At 59.3% G+C, this 15,874-nt stretch carries 19 protein-coding genes and 3 pseudogenes; 11 read left to right on the top strand and 11 right to left on the bottom strand.

Annotated elements, in window-relative coordinates; all coding sequences use genetic code 11:
• Positions 1-291: Hsp20/alpha crystallin family protein (locus IQ26_RS32125; RefSeq protein ID WP_145713805.1), on the top strand; the 291-nt coding region annotated here is incomplete at its 5' end.
• A gap of 154 nt (positions 292-445) precedes the next feature.
• On the opposite strand, the gene IQ26_RS32130 is transcribed toward IQ26_RS32125, so the two are convergent.
• The gene (locus IQ26_RS32130) at positions 446-688 is read right to left on the bottom strand and encodes a hypothetical protein (RefSeq protein WP_145722400.1); all 243 of its coding nucleotides are present in this window, start codon (positions 686-688) and stop codon (positions 446-448) included.
• A 204-nt stretch (positions 689-892) separates the two neighbouring features.
• On the opposite strand from IQ26_RS32130, the gene IQ26_RS32135 reads away from it, so the two are divergent.
• The 5 genes from IQ26_RS32135 (at position 893) to IQ26_RS32155 (ending at position 4,571) form a co-directional block, all read left to right on the top strand.
• The gene (locus IQ26_RS32135; RefSeq protein WP_145722401.1) at positions 893-1,678 is read left to right on the top strand and encodes a Crp/Fnr family transcriptional regulator; all 786 of its coding nucleotides are present in this window, start codon (positions 893-895) and stop codon (positions 1,676-1,678) included.
• 144 nt (positions 1,679-1,822) lie between these two features.
• Positions 1,823-2,380 (top strand): Spy/CpxP family protein refolding chaperone, encoded by a 558-nt coding sequence (locus IQ26_RS32140; RefSeq protein WP_240547335.1) that lies wholly within the window; start codon positions 1,823-1,825, stop codon positions 2,378-2,380.
• Between the two features lie 365 nt (positions 2,381-2,745).
• The gene (locus tag IQ26_RS32145) at positions 2,746-3,174 is read left to right on the top strand and encodes a DUF2267 domain-containing protein (RefSeq protein ID WP_145722402.1); all 429 of its coding nucleotides are present in this window, start codon (positions 2,746-2,748) and stop codon (positions 3,172-3,174) included.
• 3 nt (positions 3,175-3,177) lie between these two features.
• Positions 3,178-3,873, top strand: coding sequence for a phosphoribosyltransferase (locus tag IQ26_RS32150; RefSeq protein WP_145722403.1), 696 nt, complete (start codon positions 3,178-3,180; stop codon positions 3,871-3,873).
• 299 nt (positions 3,874-4,172) lie between these two features.
• On the top strand, positions 4,173-4,571 hold the full coding sequence (locus IQ26_RS32155) for a c-type cytochrome (protein WP_145722404.1): 399 nt from the start codon (positions 4,173-4,175) through the stop codon (positions 4,569-4,571).
• A 167-nt stretch (positions 4,572-4,738) separates the two neighbouring features.
• Here IQ26_RS32155 and IQ26_RS32160 read toward each other — a convergent pair whose 3' ends face one another.
• The 6 genes and pseudogenes from IQ26_RS32160 to IQ26_RS32180 all read right to left on the bottom strand — a co-directional run bounded on the left by IQ26_RS32160 (position 4,739) and on the right by IQ26_RS32180 (position 8,667).
• Positions 4,739-5,185, bottom strand: coding sequence for a pyridoxamine 5'-phosphate oxidase family protein (locus tag IQ26_RS32160; RefSeq protein ID WP_145722405.1), 447 nt, complete (start codon positions 5,183-5,185; stop codon positions 4,739-4,741).
• 47 nt (positions 5,186-5,232) lie between these two features.
• Positions 5,233-5,544 (bottom strand): annotated as a pseudogene (locus tag IQ26_RS32165) (IS630 family transposase); the annotation flags it as partial.
• 377 nt (positions 5,545-5,921) lie between these two features.
• A complete protein-coding gene (locus tag IQ26_RS32170; RefSeq protein WP_276316452.1) occupies positions 5,922-6,662 on the bottom strand; it encodes a NapC/NirT family cytochrome c in 741 nt (246 codons plus the stop codon).
• 1 nt (position 6,663) lies between these two features.
• A pseudogene (locus IQ26_RS41675) lies at positions 6,664-6,801 on the bottom strand (periplasmic nitrate reductase, NapE protein); the annotation flags it as partial.
• Between the two features lie 122 nt (positions 6,802-6,923).
• On the bottom strand, positions 6,924-7,961 hold the full coding sequence (locus IQ26_RS32175) for a Gfo/Idh/MocA family protein (protein WP_145722407.1): 1,038 nt from the start codon (positions 7,959-7,961) through the stop codon (positions 6,924-6,926).
• A gap of 196 nt (positions 7,962-8,157) precedes the next feature.
• Entirely contained in the window at positions 8,158-8,667 is a 510-nt protein-coding gene (locus IQ26_RS32180) for a hypothetical protein (RefSeq protein ID WP_145722408.1), read from the bottom strand.
• A gap of 843 nt (positions 8,668-9,510) precedes the next feature.
• Between IQ26_RS32180 and IQ26_RS32190 the strand changes: the two genes are divergently transcribed.
• Complete coding sequence (locus IQ26_RS32190) at positions 9,511-9,765, top strand: DUF982 domain-containing protein (protein ID WP_145722410.1); 255 nt, start codon at positions 9,511-9,513, stop codon at positions 9,763-9,765.
• Between the two features lie 44 nt (positions 9,766-9,809).
• Here IQ26_RS32190 and IQ26_RS39285 read toward each other — a convergent pair whose 3' ends face one another.
• Positions 9,810-9,974 (bottom strand): hypothetical protein, encoded by a 165-nt coding sequence (locus IQ26_RS39285; protein ID WP_156090963.1) that lies wholly within the window; start codon positions 9,972-9,974, stop codon positions 9,810-9,812.
• Between the two features lie 82 nt (positions 9,975-10,056).
• Between IQ26_RS39285 and IQ26_RS32195 the strand changes: the two genes are divergently transcribed.
• Together IQ26_RS32195 and IQ26_RS32200 are read left to right on the top strand one after the other, a co-directional pair.
• Complete coding sequence (locus IQ26_RS32195) at positions 10,057-10,716, top strand: glutathione S-transferase family protein (protein WP_145722411.1); 660 nt, start codon at positions 10,057-10,059, stop codon at positions 10,714-10,716.
• Positions 10,717-10,719: 3 nt separating this feature from the next.
• Positions 10,720-10,872: pseudogene (locus IQ26_RS32200) on the top strand (transposase); the annotation flags it as partial.
• Positions 10,873-11,078: 206 nt separating this feature from the next.
• On the opposite strand, the gene IQ26_RS32205 reads toward IQ26_RS32200, so the two are convergent.
• On the bottom strand, positions 11,079-11,381 hold the full coding sequence (locus IQ26_RS32205) for a DUF982 domain-containing protein (RefSeq protein ID WP_145722412.1): 303 nt from the start codon (positions 11,379-11,381) through the stop codon (positions 11,079-11,081).
• A 236-nt stretch (positions 11,382-11,617) separates the two neighbouring features.
• Between IQ26_RS32205 and IQ26_RS32210 the strand changes: the two genes are divergently transcribed.
• Together IQ26_RS32210 and IQ26_RS32215 are read left to right on the top strand one after the other, a co-directional pair.
• Positions 11,618-12,412 (top strand): DUF1236 domain-containing protein, encoded by a 795-nt coding sequence (locus IQ26_RS32210; protein ID WP_145722438.1) that lies wholly within the window; start codon positions 11,618-11,620, stop codon positions 12,410-12,412.
• Between the two features lie 540 nt (positions 12,413-12,952).
• Complete coding sequence (locus IQ26_RS32215; protein WP_145722413.1) at positions 12,953-13,507, top strand: hypothetical protein; 555 nt, start codon at positions 12,953-12,955, stop codon at positions 13,505-13,507.
• Between the two features lie 54 nt (positions 13,508-13,561).
• Here the strand turns inward: IQ26_RS32215 and IQ26_RS32220 are convergent, their stop codons facing one another.
• Positions 13,562-14,236, bottom strand: coding sequence for a LuxR C-terminal-related transcriptional regulator (locus IQ26_RS32220; protein WP_145722414.1), 675 nt, complete (start codon positions 14,234-14,236; stop codon positions 13,562-13,564).
• Positions 14,236-15,645, bottom strand: a complete 1,410-nt coding sequence (locus IQ26_RS32225; RefSeq protein WP_145722439.1) for a sensor histidine kinase — start codon at positions 15,643-15,645, stop codon at positions 14,236-14,238. Before IQ26_RS32225 ends, IQ26_RS32220 begins: the two co-directional genes overlap by 1 nt.
• Between the last annotated feature and the right edge of the window lie 229 nt (positions 15,646-15,874).

Genomic DNA, 15,874 nt, shown 5'->3' on the forward strand with positions numbered 1-15,874 from the left:
GAGATCACGGCCGAACTGCCCGGCATCGACGAAAAGAATGTCGAGATCAAACTCGCCAACCGGACGCTGACGATCAAGGGCGAGAAGACGGAAGAGAAGGAAGAGAAGGACAAGGATTATTATCTGTCCGAACGCCGTTACGGCTCCTTCCAGCGTTCGTTCCAGCTGCCCGAAGGGGTCGACGCCGACAAGATCGACGCGAGTTTCGCCAAGGGTGTGCTGACGGTGAAACTGCCGAAGACCGCCGAAGCCCAGAAGGCCGAGAAAAAGATCACGGTCAAGGCCGCGTAGCGTGACGGTCGCCATTCCACGTCAGCGCACCTGTTCGGCGCGCTGACGATTTCGGAGCTAGCAAACCCGGGCGAGGTTTCACGAGCATTCGCCGAAACCGGAACTGCTCAGGATTGAACCAACTCGCTGTAGGCAGTGTCCAGGCTGCCTTGTGTTAAGCCTTGCTGCGAACTGCATCATTGCTCGCTGTCTTTTCTGGCCGGTACAAGCGGGTGGCCGCCTCGTTCGGATTGGAAGCTTGGCGGGACTGCTTGCGTGCCCGACGGTTCGCGATTTTGAGCTTTTTCTGCTCCAAGGCTAACAGGTCTTCGATGACGCGCCGCCGTTTCGGATCAGCCTCCCTGGCAAGCAGATCCTGGAAATGGGCTATATTTGCACGCGCAATTAGCCGATCCACGACACGCCTCAACGTCTGGACAGAACATTGCCAAACCATACACCCTGGGGCCTCTCGCCGTCCCGATCTTTTTCGAGTCCCCCTGTTTTCGGCCGTTCTTTGATTCAGGGCAAAGAACGCTCGAGTTGATGCTGACAGAAAAGACAATCAGAGCCAGACGGATCGAGCGAAAATTATCGCGTAATCCGGAAATGGAGCGGATGCATGAAGGCCTTGCCTCCTGTCAGAATTCTCTCGGCGTGCGACCGTTGTGAGGTGCGTCGCAAATCGATTTGCAATGCGGTCAAACCTGTCTTGCAAAAGGAAATTTCAAGGATTTCGCGCGTGCGGACCTTCGAGGCGGGCAACACCATCCTGGCCGAGGCCGAAGACTCCGTGTTCCTTGGTATTGTGATGTCGGGCATTTTGCGTGTCCAGAGGACAATGGCTGACGGCCGGCAGCAGATCGTCGGTCTACTGCTGCCGGCTGACTTCTTCGGCCGTGTCTTCGAGCGCACATCCGGGGTGGCGGTCGAGGCCGCAACGGATGTCACGCTTTGCTGCTTCGAGCGGCATGCCTTCGAACGGCTGCTGTCTCGTTCCCCTGAACTTGAACATCAGATGTTTCTCGCAGTGCTGCGTGAATTGGATGCCGCGCGCGACTGGATGTTGCTGCTTGGCAGCCAGACGATCCCGGAACGCGTTGCAAGTTTTTTCCTGATCCTTCACCGGCGCACAACCGTCATTGAGCCTGACATGCCATCGCGAAAAAGAAGACTATCGGTTCACGTGCCAATCAGTCGCCACGACATGGCCGCCTATCTCGGGACCACGGTCGAAACGATCAGTCGGGTAATCCAGGATATGAGCCGCCGCGGCATCATCGAGATCCACAGCCCCCAGCATTTCGGCATTCTTGACGAGAAACGGCTCGTGCGCTGCTCTGGTCGGGAAGAACTTTCGATTGGCCATAGGTGCCTTGCCGATGAACCACACATGGCTGTCGGCTGATTCACAAGACCGATAGATTTCGAAGAATCCACCTGAACCATCATTCCGAACCTTCCCTGACGCCCGTTGACGCAGGTCAATGCCGCCACCGCGATCATGTGATCCCTGAAAAGCATGATGCAATAATCGGAATGGAGATGATCGATGTTTACTTGGCGCAGTGCTTTGGCAGCGGGAATGATGCTGGCGGTTGCAGTAATGCCTGCTGTGGCCGGTGCTGAAGATGACGATGCCGGTTGGTGGCCCCGATGGGGCATGGGCCGAATGATGATGGGTCAATCGGGCATGGGCGGGCCGATGGGCGGCTACGATTCAGACGAGATGCTCGATCGTATTGACGGACGCCTTGCCTTCTTGAAAACAGAACTGAAGATCACCGACGAACAGGCGCCGTCCTGGGACGAGCTAGCTGCCGTCGTCCGCAGCACAGCCGAGGCACACAACGAGTTGATGCGTGGCATGATCAAGGAATTCCACGATGGCGACTTCCTGAAGAAACCCCTGCCCGAGCGGCTCGCCTACCAGCAGACTCATCTCGAGGCCCGGCTGGAACAGGTGAAGACTGTCAAGGCGGCGGTCGAAAAACTGTATGCAACCCTGAGCGATGAGCAGAAGAAAGTCGCCGACGAGATCGTCCTGCCGATGATGGGCATGGGCATGGGTCGCGGGGGCAGCTTCGGTCCTGGTATGATGTTCAGATAGCCTCCATTCGCGTCCCTGTTGACGGTCGCCTTTGAGGCCGACAAAAAGAAAGCCCGCTGCCGGAGGGAGTGGGCAGCGGGCTCAGTACCATGATGGATCAGGGAAGAGGAGGTCGATCGCTCGATGATCCTGACAATCAAGAGCAACAAGACTGGCTTTTGAGACCTCGCGCAGTTCGTTCCTACGAACCTCGCGCCGGCTTTTTGCAGATCCAAAAAAGGCGGGCTGTCATGACTAGGAGACCGCCGTGATCGAATGACTGACGGCAGCCGCCTTCATGGCGCCGCCAGATAAATTGATCAGGCTCAATGCGAATATCTCCCCGTTCGCCAGAATGGCAAGATAGATTTGAAGGAGTGATCCGCATGACCCACTCTTCCGTTACCGGCTTTACCCATGCAGCCGAGCAGGCGGAGCAATGGGTGAACGAACTCGCCCAGGACTTGGGCTGGAGCGAACAAAGCGCATACCGGTTCCTGAAATCCGTTCTGCACACATTGCGAGACTGGTTGTCGCCGGAGGAAATGGCCGACCTTTCAGCTCAGCTGCCGACGCTCATCAGAGGTATATATTTCGAAGGTTGGAAACCGTCGGACGAACCCGTGTGGGAGCGAAAAAAGAGCGACTTCATCATTTGCGTCAGGAACAGCTTCGGGTACGAACTTGACGTCGATATCGACAGGGCGATCAAAGCGGTTTTCAAACTCCTCGACCGCCACATATCGCATGGCGAAATCGTCCAGGTCCGGAACTCGATGAAGAAGTCGCTCCGCCATCTCTGGCCTGCGGATTGACCGATGTTTCGCGATCGTCAGGAGGCCGGGCGAAAACTTGGCATTGAGTTGGAGAAACTCCGCCTACACCAGCCCGTCGTTCTCGCCTTGCCGCGGGGCGGCGTTCCTGTCGCCGCCGAAGTGGCCAAAGCCCTGAAGGCTCCGCTCGACCTGATTATCGTCCGCAAGGTGGGCGCACCGGGAAATCCCGAACTGGCCGTCGCCGCGATCGTGGACGGCGACCCTCCGGACGTCGTGCTGAATCGGGAGATCGTCGAAGCTTATTCCCTCGATGATGACGCGCTTCGCGTCTTGATCGCGAAAGAGCGCCCCGAGCTGGAACGGCGCCGGCTTGCCTATCGCGGAAAGCATCCACCCTTGTCGATCGCTGGCAAGACGGCAATCATAGTCGATGACGGTGTCGCGACCGGGACGACGATGAAGGTTGCGATCCGTGCCCTTAAACGGCGGTCGCCTCGCGACATCGTCGTAGCGATCCCGGTAGCGCCGCCGGACACATTGGCTGAACTCGCTCAGGAAACGGATTGGATCGTGTGCCTCAGTCAACCGGCGCATTTCCATGCTCTCGGTCACCACTACCTCAGCTTCCCCCAGCTTACCGATGGCGAAGTGACGGACGCTCTGAAAGATGCCGCGCATGAGCGCGCCGCAGATCAGCGAGCGGTTCGACGCGAGACGACCAAGCCTCGAGTGGCATGATGCGTATCAATGGAAGAACCTGACTTAGGGTGATAGGTTTGGCAACATTCAGGAGTACGTCTCCCAGCGGCGAGCTTGAGATCGCCATCGCCCAGATCAGGCCCAGTAATGGTAAGTATCGTCCTGAAAAGCCATGGTGGCTGCTCCTGAATTTTGAGCCAATTGTAATGATAATAATGGCGAGATGGCTCGGGCGTTTGTTGCATTGAATCAAAGACCGCCCCCGCATGCGAATTGATCCGGATCAACGTGTCCACATGCTGATGCTGTAGGCTTAGCCACCAATTGGGGAAACGCAGATGAAACTCAGCATCGCGGTAGCTCTTGCAACTTTGGCCTGCCAGGCGTCTACAGCGCAGGAAATGAGTTATGGCGAGGCGGAGTACCTGAACTCCTGTGCGGTCTGCCACGGTCTCTACGGCAAGGGCGATGGGCCCTTGGGCGATGTGCTGTTGAAGCGTCCGGCCGACCTGACGCGTCTTTCCGAACGGAACGGCGGCGCGTTTCCCTATTCGAGGGTCTTCGCGACTATCGACGGTCGCTATAGCTTACCAAGCCATGGCGATCGCGAGATGCCGGTGTGGGGTCGCCAGTTCCTCGAAGAGGACGCAAAGGTCTATGGCCCCAGTGGCGGCGAGATCGTCACGACGGAACGCATCCACAACCTGGCCGGTTACATCGAGACGCTGCAGCATTAGAACAGTTTTCGCTGGCCAGTCATTTCGGGGCCAAGTCATCGCTCGCGTATGTCGTCGGTTCGGTTACGAGGCTGTATTGATCCCGCGTTATCGGGGCTTCCAACATTTCCGCAATGGGGGCAATTGCGTCAGCAATGACGCCTTATGTGACTTTGACCGTGCGCCCTTTACTCCTTCGCTTCGCGCCCCGAAAGCTCTTCGATAACTATCCGGAAGAATATGTGCCGGGCATCGTCGGCCAAGGGAGGCGTCGCCGGCTTCAGGGCGCCCGGTTCCCACCAATCCGTATGCTTGTTCAGCAACGACCATGCATGATCCCGCTGGCGTTTGTGCCCGATCCTCTCGGGCAGCTCTTCATAGCGTCCGTCCGCGATCACGCTCTTCCACTGTCGTCTTTGCAACGGACTTTCGACGAGCACCGACACAAGCGGATTGGCCCGCATCCAATCGATCTTCTTGCCTGGAATGGAGAAGGCATAGAGTGCGTTCTCCGCGTAAGCGTAATAGATCGGGACCACATATGGGCGCCCGTTCCTGGCACAGGCCAGACGGGCCACATGGTGCCCAGCCAGCAGCTCGGTGCATTCGTTCGTGCTCAGGGTGCGTATCCACATCGTCCATCTCCCGCAGGATTAGCAGCCTAGTGGATGGAATCTAACACTTAGTGCCCTCGTTTGACGGCAGCAATGGATCTTGTCCGGGTCGGCGGTCCAAGCGAAGGGTTTGGGTTGGTGGTTGTGCTCGGCGAGGTAGCGGTTGATTTGCGCTTGGAGGTCGACGACGGTGTGGAAGGCGCCTCGCTTGAGACGACGCTTCGATAGTTTTGCGAAGAAGCCCTCAATTGCGTGAGCCACGCGCACGAGGTCGTGAAGTGGAAAGTGAAGCGCTGATTGCGGTCGAGCCAGGCGCGCACCTTGGGGTGGTTGTGAGCGGCGTAGTTGTCGAGGACGACGTGGACGGCCTTGCCGGTAGGCTTCACCCTTTTCAAGAGCCAGCGAGACGGCCCGTTCCCTCAATGTCGACTTTGGACCACCGGCAAGCCGAATCCGCTCAGTCCGGTGGCGATCACGCGTCCGCATCCTGACAGAGGGCTCTGGCGTAGTATTGAGGGGAACCGGCAGCACAAAGTTCGCAGTTTCGTTCAGCCCGAAAAGCCAACGCCTTCCCAACGTCAGGGCGCAATGCTGCGCGCCAGGGTACGACACCTCCCTACCTTACGACCGGCTTCGGCCCTCCTGGCGTCGACAGACAAGCGCTTTCGGCGCCGATAGGCGCAAGAAAGCTCGCCGGGAACGGACCAAAGCGCGCGCCCGCAGACGCCCTTCGGCCTTGGCGGAAGGCGCACACGGCTCAGTCGGCGGCCTCACCTTTCGCATCGAAGGCGTGCGGATCGTAACTTGACGCGAATGTATTGGCTTCGCTGAACCGTTCGAGTGCGTCGATCGCCGAGGCCTGCGGCAGGACATCTCCCTGCAGTTCCGGCGCAACCTTCCAGCCAGGGTCCACGCCCTCCATGCTTGGAAGCTCGTGCGCAATGCCCTTGTGGCAGTCGATGCAGGTCGCCTTCCCGGGAAGGAGATAGCGCGTGTGGATCGCCGCGGCGCGTTCCGTCTGCCTGGAGAGATCCAGGGCGACGGAGGAATGGCAGTTACGGCATTCCAAGCTGTCGTTCGCCTTCAGCCGGGCCCACTCATGGTGCGCCAGATCCAGCCGATGGTCGAGGAACTTGCGACGCGTGTTGATGGTGCCGAAAATCTTTCCCCAAACCTCCTTGGAAGCCTGCATTTTCCTGGCGATCTTATCCGTCCACCCGTGGGGAACGTGGCAGTCGGGACATGAGGCGCGCACGCCCGAACGGTTCGAGAAATGCACCGTGCGGGTCAGCTCTTCGTAGACGTTCGCCTCCATCTCATGACAGGAGATGCAGAACTGCTCCGTGTTGGTCAGCTCAAGCGCCGTATTGAACGCGCCCCAGAAGATCACTCCGCCGATGAAGCCGCCAAGCGTGAGGAACCCCAGACTCAGCGTAGCGGCGGGCGTCGACAGGATACGCCATGCCCAGAGGGCTGCGGCCTTGAGCCGGGACCACACCCTATTCGTCCCCCGCATGGCCGACGCCGAGCTCGACGCCAACGGGCCAGATGCCGAAGGCGAGCACAAGAAAAGTCAGCAGTTCCCGCCGTCTTGCTGCTCCAGGCGGCGCTGCCGTGACCGATGGCTGTCCTGCGTCCTGACCTCCTCATGGGCCTTGGACGGAACGCACTACCTCAAAAATGATGCGTCTTGATGAACGATAGCGGACGGAACATTATTTTCAACCTCCGCGTGCTGCTGCCAAACGCAACGGGCGGCTCATGCTTCCGCCCCGGCAACGCGGATAGACCCGCTCGACCTACCGGCCTCGACCAGCGCATCAATCAGCCGATGCACCTTGAGCGCCTCCTCGCCGGTCACCTTCGGCTCGCGGCCGGCGCGGATCGCCTCGACGAAATCGGCCATCACGGCACGGTGGTGGTCGTGTGGAAAGGCCATCGGATCGGCCCCGGTACCTCCGGCCGAGCGGTCCGGCTCGATCGCGATCTTTCGGCCGTTTTGAAACTGTACCAGCAGTTCGGTGCCGCGCAGCAGGGCCGTGCCTTTCGTGCAGGTAAGCACAATCTCCTCGGGAAAGCCGGGATAGGCGGCCGTCGTCGCGTCGATTGTGCCGAAGGCGCCATTGGCGAAGCGCGCCGCGGCGCAGACCATGTCCTCTGTCTCCATGCTGTGAACGGGCGTGGTCGCCGCGAATCCCCTCACCTCGGCGATCGGTCCCGCCAGACTCAGCATCAGGTCGAGCGTGTGGATGCCTTGCGAGATCAGCACGCCGCCGCCGTCCCGCGCGAACGAGCCCCGCCCCGGCTCGTCGTAGTAGCTCTGCGGCCGCCAAAGGCGGATCACCGTGGAGCAGCCGACAATCGCGCCGAGTTCGCCGGACGCGAGAATCTCGGCCAGCTTCACACCCGCCGGCCGGAAGCGGTGCTGCAGGACGACGCCGAGCTTGACGCCGGCCTTACGGCAGGCGGCGACGAGTGCTTCGGCGCGGGCGGTCGTGATGTCGAGCGGCTTTTCCATCAGCACGTGCTTGCCCGCCCCGGTGCAGCGGATCGCAATATCGCGATGCGTGTTGGCGGGCGTGAAGACGGCGACCGCCTCGACGCTGCCGTCATTCAGGATGGTATCCAGACTGTCGCAGAGCGGGAACGGGAACTTCTCGCCGAAAGCACGTCTCCGAGCCTCGCTCGGAGCGAAGGCGTGGATCACCTCGACCCTGTCCGACAGGTCCATCAAGCCGCGGGCATGCGGCGTCACCGCCATGCCAAGGCCCACGATTGCGATGCGCGTCTTCTTCACGGGAGGATGATCCTTGTTTCGATACGGCAAGGCGTGCCGATACCCTCGGTGCGGGCGATCTTGAAGACGAACTTGTCTTGCGTGAACGCACGGCCGGCGATTGCCGGCATGGCGAGCGCCGACGAAAGACCCCTACAGCAAGGAAAGCCAGCCGACGCCTCAGGCGATAGGCCAGAGCGAATGAGGCGATCTTCCCCTACCCCGAAGATGACCGGCTGTTTTTCTTAGCCGCCGCCTCCTCTCGCTGCTTTTTCAGGACTTCGTCAGTCCCGACCAGCTTTTTCGATCCGCCGGATATCGCTGTGGACACCACGGCGGGTGGGTCGCTCGCCGGGAAGGAACCCTCAAGGCCGGCCTGCAACTGGTCTTCCAAGATTTCCGGCTCTTCCGACCGACCAGGTGTCCTTCGGGCCTTTGTTTCCTTAAGAGGCTGTTTCATCTTCGGTGAAGACTTGACCTCTCGAACACAGGCATAAAGCTGTTCGATGGCAAACTCCTTCAGTGCTTCGAAGTTGGCTCTACCGTCATCGTGCATTGCCTCGATCCGGTCGACCATTGCTTTCTCGAACTGGTCAAGGCTATCGCTTCCGCAAGCCTGGCAAAGGCGCAATAATGCTTCGTTGAGCATTTTCGGGCCAAAGTATGCCGACGCCTCGACCTTTAACCGCTGCAACTGCTCTGGAGTTGCCGCCTGAAGTTTTGACATATGCAGCCCTTTCGCCTGATGAGCATATCAACGGCAATTCTCGGCAGATGTTCCATCCCGCCCGGCAAGCAACGGCTCCAGCTTGCCTCGGTCTCGCCGCCGCTCCTCGACATCTATGCCGAAGACGGCGCGACGCTCGTGCAGTTCATGGCCTTAGCCTATCTTCCGCAACCCAGCGCAACGATGGGCAGGTTAAGATCATCGGTCACCCGCAGGCAATTTCGACAATTGTCCGAGTGTCCTAGCTGATGTTCATCCGAGCCCAGCCGAGATCGGAGGTGCGGGCGCATGTCGAGCAGTGGGTGCGGCAGATAGCCTTCTTCGGCGGATCCGGCATTTCAGTGAGCGGTCGTCCGAGAAGATGCTGGTAACGGGACGCCTGGCACCGATCTCCGCAGTAGTATCGCTCCGGCTGGCCAGCAACTTGCGCGACCCAAATCGCGGGATTTCGCGGATGGTTGCGTATCGTGGACCCCTCCGGCGCCCAATACGTGAACGGCGCAGGGTCGGCCTCGATCACGACCCGCGGCTCCGCCGATTTCACTGGCGTGCTAGATATACTCTGTTGTTGTTCATCGGATGAGGTACATGCCGACACGAACAGAGCCAAGCATCCCGCTGTTGCAATCGGTGATTTCATAAAACTGCCTGGCCTCCTTGAAGCACAGCGTCGGTCTGCTCCTTGGCTGGCACCTGATAGCCAAATCCAGCCGACAATGTGGCTGGGAGATCACCTTCGTGGCGTCACCTTGCACAGCGCAGTGGCAAGTGCGACGGCAATTAATATTTGGGGTGGCGAAAAAGATCAGACGCAGCTAACGTATCGTTGCTTTGGAGAGTGTCGTGCGTACGAGACGTTTTAGAAAGCCGATAGTCGTTCAACCTGGCCGGGTCGATCGCGACCGGGTTGTTTTGTCGGTGTCCGACGCGGCTAATGTGCTGCTGAAGGACTGGCCGGCGCCAGCCTCGGAGACGCGGCTCGCCGCGATCGAAGCCTGCCTTGCTGTTATCCGCGGCGAGAAGCCGCCAAGGGTCGCGCGCCAAGCGTTCATCGTCGCAGCCAAGGATGCGAGGATCCTGCTCGGCGAACAAATCTAGACCGGCGCCGTCAGGTCGGGCCCTGTTCAGACAATCGGTCGATCCTAACCGCCATAATGTTGGTCGCTGCGGGTGCCGCGCGGCAGGCTAAGCACGATCAGCGCCAGACCGATCGGAATGTCCGCGACGATCGCCGTGGTTTCACCGCCGGCAACCGCGATCGGAAGCGGACATTCGCGATCTGCGCCCAGCAAATGAAAATAGTTCAAGACCGATGTCGATTTCCGGGAGGCTCATTCGTCGTCACGATAGGAAGCCAAAGAAATTCGCCCAAGCAAGAAAACGGATGCGATGACAATCACTATCACAGCATTTGAACGTTCGCCCGATGGTGGCAAGGGACTGGCGCGCGATACGCGCGTTCGTTGGGCGCTCGAAGAAGTGGGGCAGCCTTATGAGGTTCGTCTTGTTTCCTTCGCAGAGATGAAGGCGCCTGACCATCTGGCCATCCATCCCTTCGGCCAGATCCCCACCTATGAGGAAGGTTCCCTCTCGCTGTTCGAGACCGGCTCGATCGTCTTTCATCTTGCTGAGCAGCATGCGGGCCTGCTGCCGAAGGATCGCGATGCCCGCGCGCGCGCGATCACGTGGATGTTTGCCGCACTTAACACCGTCGAGCCGCCGATCCTCGAATTGACGACGGCAAAAATATTCGAAGGTGACAAGTCTTGGAACGAGGAGCGCCTGCCGTTGGTAAAGGACCGTGTTCGCGCTCGACTGGACAGACTCTCGGCTCACTTAGGCGTCACCGACTGGCTCGATGATGCGTTCAGCGCGGGCGATCTATTGATGGTATCAGTGCTGCTGCGACTAAGAATGTCAGGCATTTTGGACGAATATCAAAACTTGGCTGCCTATGTAGCTCGCGGGGAAGCTCGGCCCGCTTATATCCGGGCTTTCGCCGCGCAATTTGCGATCAACGCTCCATCAACCAGCTTAAACATTGAATGACGCGTGATCGAGCCGCTGCTACCCAACAAGCCAACAGGTGTGCCGCGTGTTGATGATCGGCATGTGCTGAACGGCATCTTCTGGGTGCTGCGATCTGGTGCGCCTTGGCGCGACCTACCCGAGCGCTATGGCCCGCGCACACGGACAAACCACCGCAATCGGCGGGCCATCGTCCTACGTCATAAGGAGTCGAGATGCGCCTGCTATGGGCAGGCCAGGCGAACTTCCGCGATCACGCCATAATCAATCCGGCGAATTTTGCTACTCTTTCGTCGTGGCGAATCCTAACGCCGCTGGCCGGCGCCAACCTAGGCAACCCCACCTTCCCCCGCCCCTGTGGCGCCGGCCATCTTTCGCATCGGTTACGCCGACACGCCACCGTGACCGGTTTTCGGCGCGGTCATCCAGGGCATAGCTGCAGAGATGTCATCGAGGATTTTGGCCGATCTCGCGAAGCCGGCGAAAGCGTCACGTGCAACCGACATGGGAACTTGACCATCGTAGGCGCGCTGGCAAGCTCGCAACGCCGTATCAAAGATTGGCCCTCGGCGATTCTTCGGCCATTCTTGCAGGAATCTGAAAGCATCAGCCAAGCATCCGATTTCCTCTACCCTAACCTCTCCCGTCTTGACGAAAACAGGTCGGTCGAAAGTCCTGTCGTTCATTAGAACCTCCATTCAACTGAACGAGTGTTTGAGCTTCCATGAGAGAGCCGTGAGCGACGGCTGCGGGAAATATGTGAAGAGCGTTTTTTGCCGTCAAGAGATCAATTCGAAATGCGGAGGACTGCTCGTTCCACCAAGCTCCGACCGCTTCCACAGGGTCAATTCGCTTGGAACAAAATTTTCCAGCGGTGGTTTTCCCCGTGAAGGGACACACACTTTTTCGAAGGAGATGTCTCGTGAGAAAAGTTCTGATTACCAGTATGCTGGCCATCGGCGTTGGCTGTGGAGCAGCGCTCGCTCAGGAACAGCAGCCGGCCGAAAGCCAATCGGGCGCCGGCACCAGCTGCGCACCCGGCACGGCTGATTGCCCGGACGGTTCGAAGATGGGCGGACAGGCCCAGGGCGAAGCCGGCACTGCAACCGAGGAGCAGGCTCAAGGCAAGGCGAAGCTCAAGACCGATGAGCAAGCCCAGGGCAAGGCCGGCGCAACCACCGACCAGCAGGCCGAGGAAGAGATGAAGATCAAGCCCGAGGATCAGGCCGAAGGCAAAGCCGGCGCCGAAACCGAGCAGCAGGCACAGGACAAGGCGAAGGTCCGCACCCAGGAGCAGGCCGAAGGCAAGGCCGGCGCCGAAACCGAGCAGCAGGCGCAGGACAAGGCCAAGGTCCAGACCGAGCAGCAGACCCAAGGCGAGGCCGGCGCCGAAACCGAGCAGCAAACTCAGGGCAAGACCTCTACTGAGCAACAGGACGAGACTTCGACCGGCTCGATCGAAAATGTGACCGTTGAACAGAAAACGGAAATCACTCAGATCCTGAAGGAAGAGAAGGTCGAACCGGTCGCGAGCATCGATTTTGACATCTCCGTGGGCGTCGAGGTCCCGCGCGACAAGGTCAGGCTGTATCGTCTGCCACCGCGAATCGTCAAGATTGTCCCAGCCTACGAATCCTACATGTATTTCGTGTTGGCTGATGGCCGAATCGTTGTCGTCGACCCGGATTCGCTCGAGATCGTGCTCATTCTGACCTAACGCCTTTGTTCGGCTTAAAGGGGCCCGCCGCATCCAGGGCGGGCCCTTCAACATTCATCGATTGAAGTTGAAGGGCAAGTCTCCACTCATCGGACGGCGACGGCCATTTACGTCGCCGGTGCACCCCGCCGTTCAAGCTGGCGGGGCTTCTGCGTGTTGGATCGCCCCTCGATGGTGCCCTTCATACTCAAGGACTGAGATAGGACTTCAGTCTGTCCGTTGACAGACCATGGGCTGGCGCAGGCTGTGCTTTGGTCCGGAAGGGCTGTCGCAAAAGCCTAAGTGGAGGCGCTTTCAGGAACCGCGCGCCTGCAGGCGTCGTTGCGGTGGGCCTGATCGTTGAAGCTACACACTTGCGCAGTAATTAGTCCCTTCCTGCGCCAGCTAGGCCCACCGGTTTCTCCCCCATGAGACTGGTGGGTCTTGACACCGCCTGATGGTGAAGGAAGCGTGTCGGTGCTGAGCACAAAGGATGGCTCGGACGAATTCGAAACAGCAGGCAGAATGCAACGCGCGGTAACGGTTAGAGGATATTCTAACATGCTGTTGGCAAGCTTATTGACGGCACCGGCCATACGGCAACCAGGGCTTCGCGTCGCCATCTGCCTTACAGCACTGACCTTCATTCTCACCGTGTGCCCCTACCGTGTAGCACACCACGGATTGTCACTGACGCTCGGCTCGCAGGCCGCCTGGGCAAAGGATGGCGGTCAGGGAAACTCTGGGAACTCTGGGAACTCCGGAAACGCTGGGAATTCTGGGAATTCTGGAACCGCCGGGAGCTCTGGAAACGCCGGGGATCCGAACTCCGCCGGTAACGCGAGCAAGGACAAAGCAAAATCATCGGAAGACAATCCCCCCCAAAGTCCGGTCACCGCGGTAAATCCCAAGAGCAAACCAAAACTGTATATCAACACGACCACGGGAGACCGGATCGAGGTGCGCGGATCGAGCCTTGGCGTGGTGCATTCCAACGGGCTCAGCGAGCGCATCGACGACGGCCACTATGAAATGCGCGATGCCAAGGGCCGCACCATCATTCGGCGCGTGGCGACGCGCTCCGACCGGTCAAGACTGCTCGACATGATCGAGTGATGGCAAGCTTTCACAAGCCGCAAGCCATCTGGCGCACCGCAAGGCTGCCGTACTTTACGCAGGATGGCGGACAGGCGAATGCTGACGCTCGGTCGCGTCGCGCAATGTCATCGCGGCTTCGGTCCGGTTGCTCACATTGAGCTTGGCGAGAATGCGCGTCATGTGATGCTTTATGGTTTTCTCGTGCAGGTTCAGCTGGAGACCGATCCGCTTGTTGCTCAATCCCGCGGCAACGAGGGTCAAGATCTCTCTTTCACGACTGGTGAGTTCGGCCAGCACGTCGACTTTCGCGGTCGCGGTTGACTGGCTGGACAAGTCGACCAGCACACGCGCCGACAATTGCGGGCAAACATACCGTTCGCCCAACGCCACCGTGCGCAATATGGCGGCCAGTGTTCTCGACCCGACACCCTTCAGGACATAGCCTCTTGCCCCGCTTTGCAAGGCGGTCACGACGTCCTGATTTTCCTCCGAGACGGTCAGCATCACGATTTTCAGATCCGGGTTCCGCTGCAGTGCCGGTTCGATCGCGCTCAGCCCCCCTCCAGGCACCGAGATGTCCATCAGAAGGATATCGAGCTGCTGGTCTTCCGATATCCGCAAGGCGTCATCCCTGCTGCTGCCTTGGGCAACGATCTCGAATCCGCCGATCTGGTCGAGAGTGCGCACGACGCCTTCCCTGAACAGCGGATGGTCGTCGATGACGGCGAGCTTTATGGCCGCTGGCATCATGCCTGTCCCATTTCAGCTATGTTGAGAACCATTTTCACCACTGTGCCATTCTGTGAAGACGTTACGGCAAATTGGCCGCCGAGGCTTTCTACCCGCTCACGCAATCCGACAAGCCCGAGCCTTTCAGGATGAACGATCTTTGGGTCGAAACCTTGGCCAGTGTCTGAAACCTCGATACAAACGCGCTCCCCGTCGAAATGTTTCGCGACCGCTTGACCGGCACCCCCGGCGTGGCGGAAGCCGTTGTTCAGCGCCTCCTGGATAAAGCGAAAGATGCAGATCTTGGCCGCCGGTGACAAGGGTGTATGCCCCCCGGTCATGGACAGCATTACTTTGACGCCGGTCCGCTCTTCGTGCGCTCGCACGGCAAGCCCAAGGATTTCCGTCAACTCTGCATTCTCGACATGCGGCAGCACAAGGCCCTTGCTGATGTTCCTGATTTCGCGCATGGCGTCGTCCAAATTGGCTTTGACGGCCCGCAATTCCCGTGCGCGCGCCGCAGCCGGCGTGGCAGCATCGGCAAGCACGGGGCTGTCGATCCCTAGCGCAGCGAGGGCAACCAGTTGCGCCGGCCCATCGTGCAGGTCCGCACCGATGCGCCTGAGGTAACGTTCGTTAAGCGCCGTGGCGCGTTGCGAAGCGCGCTGCACCCGCAACCTCAACATTCTGTTTTGAGCAAGAAGATCGGAAAGTTCGGCAATGCGCTGCTTCAATGAGCGGCTCTGGGAACGAATCGTGCGGCTGCCACGAAAAACGATCGCCGAAAGCCCGAGGAAGAAAATCGCGGTGACGGCAGCGACATCGGACCAGGTTCGAACGAGTGCCTGCTGGAGGTTCTTTTCAAATTCGGTGGCGATCTCGTCGAATTCCAGAACAGCCACGACTTCGCCCGACCACGGCTGAAGCACCGGATTATAGATTTCAAGAAGATGCAAACCACTGTCTCTCTCAGCCTGGCTCTCCGGGTCATCGAGCTTGTTGAACTCCGAGACCATGCGACCTGCGAACGCAGTCCGAAGGTTGTCGCTGGGTGGAAAGCGCTTCCCGGTCAATTTTTTGTCGGTTGAATAGAGGATGGTTCCGTCGCTGCGCCAGAGCTTGAAGGATTGGAGCCTTGTGCCGAGTGCGCCTTGTCCCAGCGTTTCATCCAGCGCATGAGCAACACTCTCCTCCAGCACTTCACTCCTGCGCATTTCGGGGAGCAGCGGCGCGATAACGCTGTCAACGTAAAGAGCGGTGGTGGAAGCCGAATTCCGGGTGACCGCGGCTTCTATCTGGCTTGTCACGGAAATTCCCACCACGATCATCGCCGACAGCGAGAACAGCCCGCCCGCGAGCAGAAACTGAGTGGCCAGCGACAGGGCATTCCATCGATCGATCAGTCTTGTCGCTCTGTATGGCGCCATATTCACAGCGAACCGGCCAATTTGTTGTTGAGCGACGCCAAGCGACGCCATTTTTGGTCTGCACCGATCAATCGCTAGGGAACTTAGGGCTTAGGGACGGGGACGGAAACCGCACCCGGCGGTTTTTTGCGAAAATTCCACCGCTCATGTTGAGCGAGGCAGCAGGCCATCACACGCCAGCTCCGATGCTTCGGCCTATCGGCATGGATGATGGTGCAACGCCTGATCG

Origin of the sequence: Mesorhizobium tianshanense (assembly GCF_007830515.1) — a bacterium.
GTDB classification, from domain to species: Bacteria; Pseudomonadota; Alphaproteobacteria; order Rhizobiales; family Rhizobiaceae; genus Mesorhizobium; species Mesorhizobium tianshanense.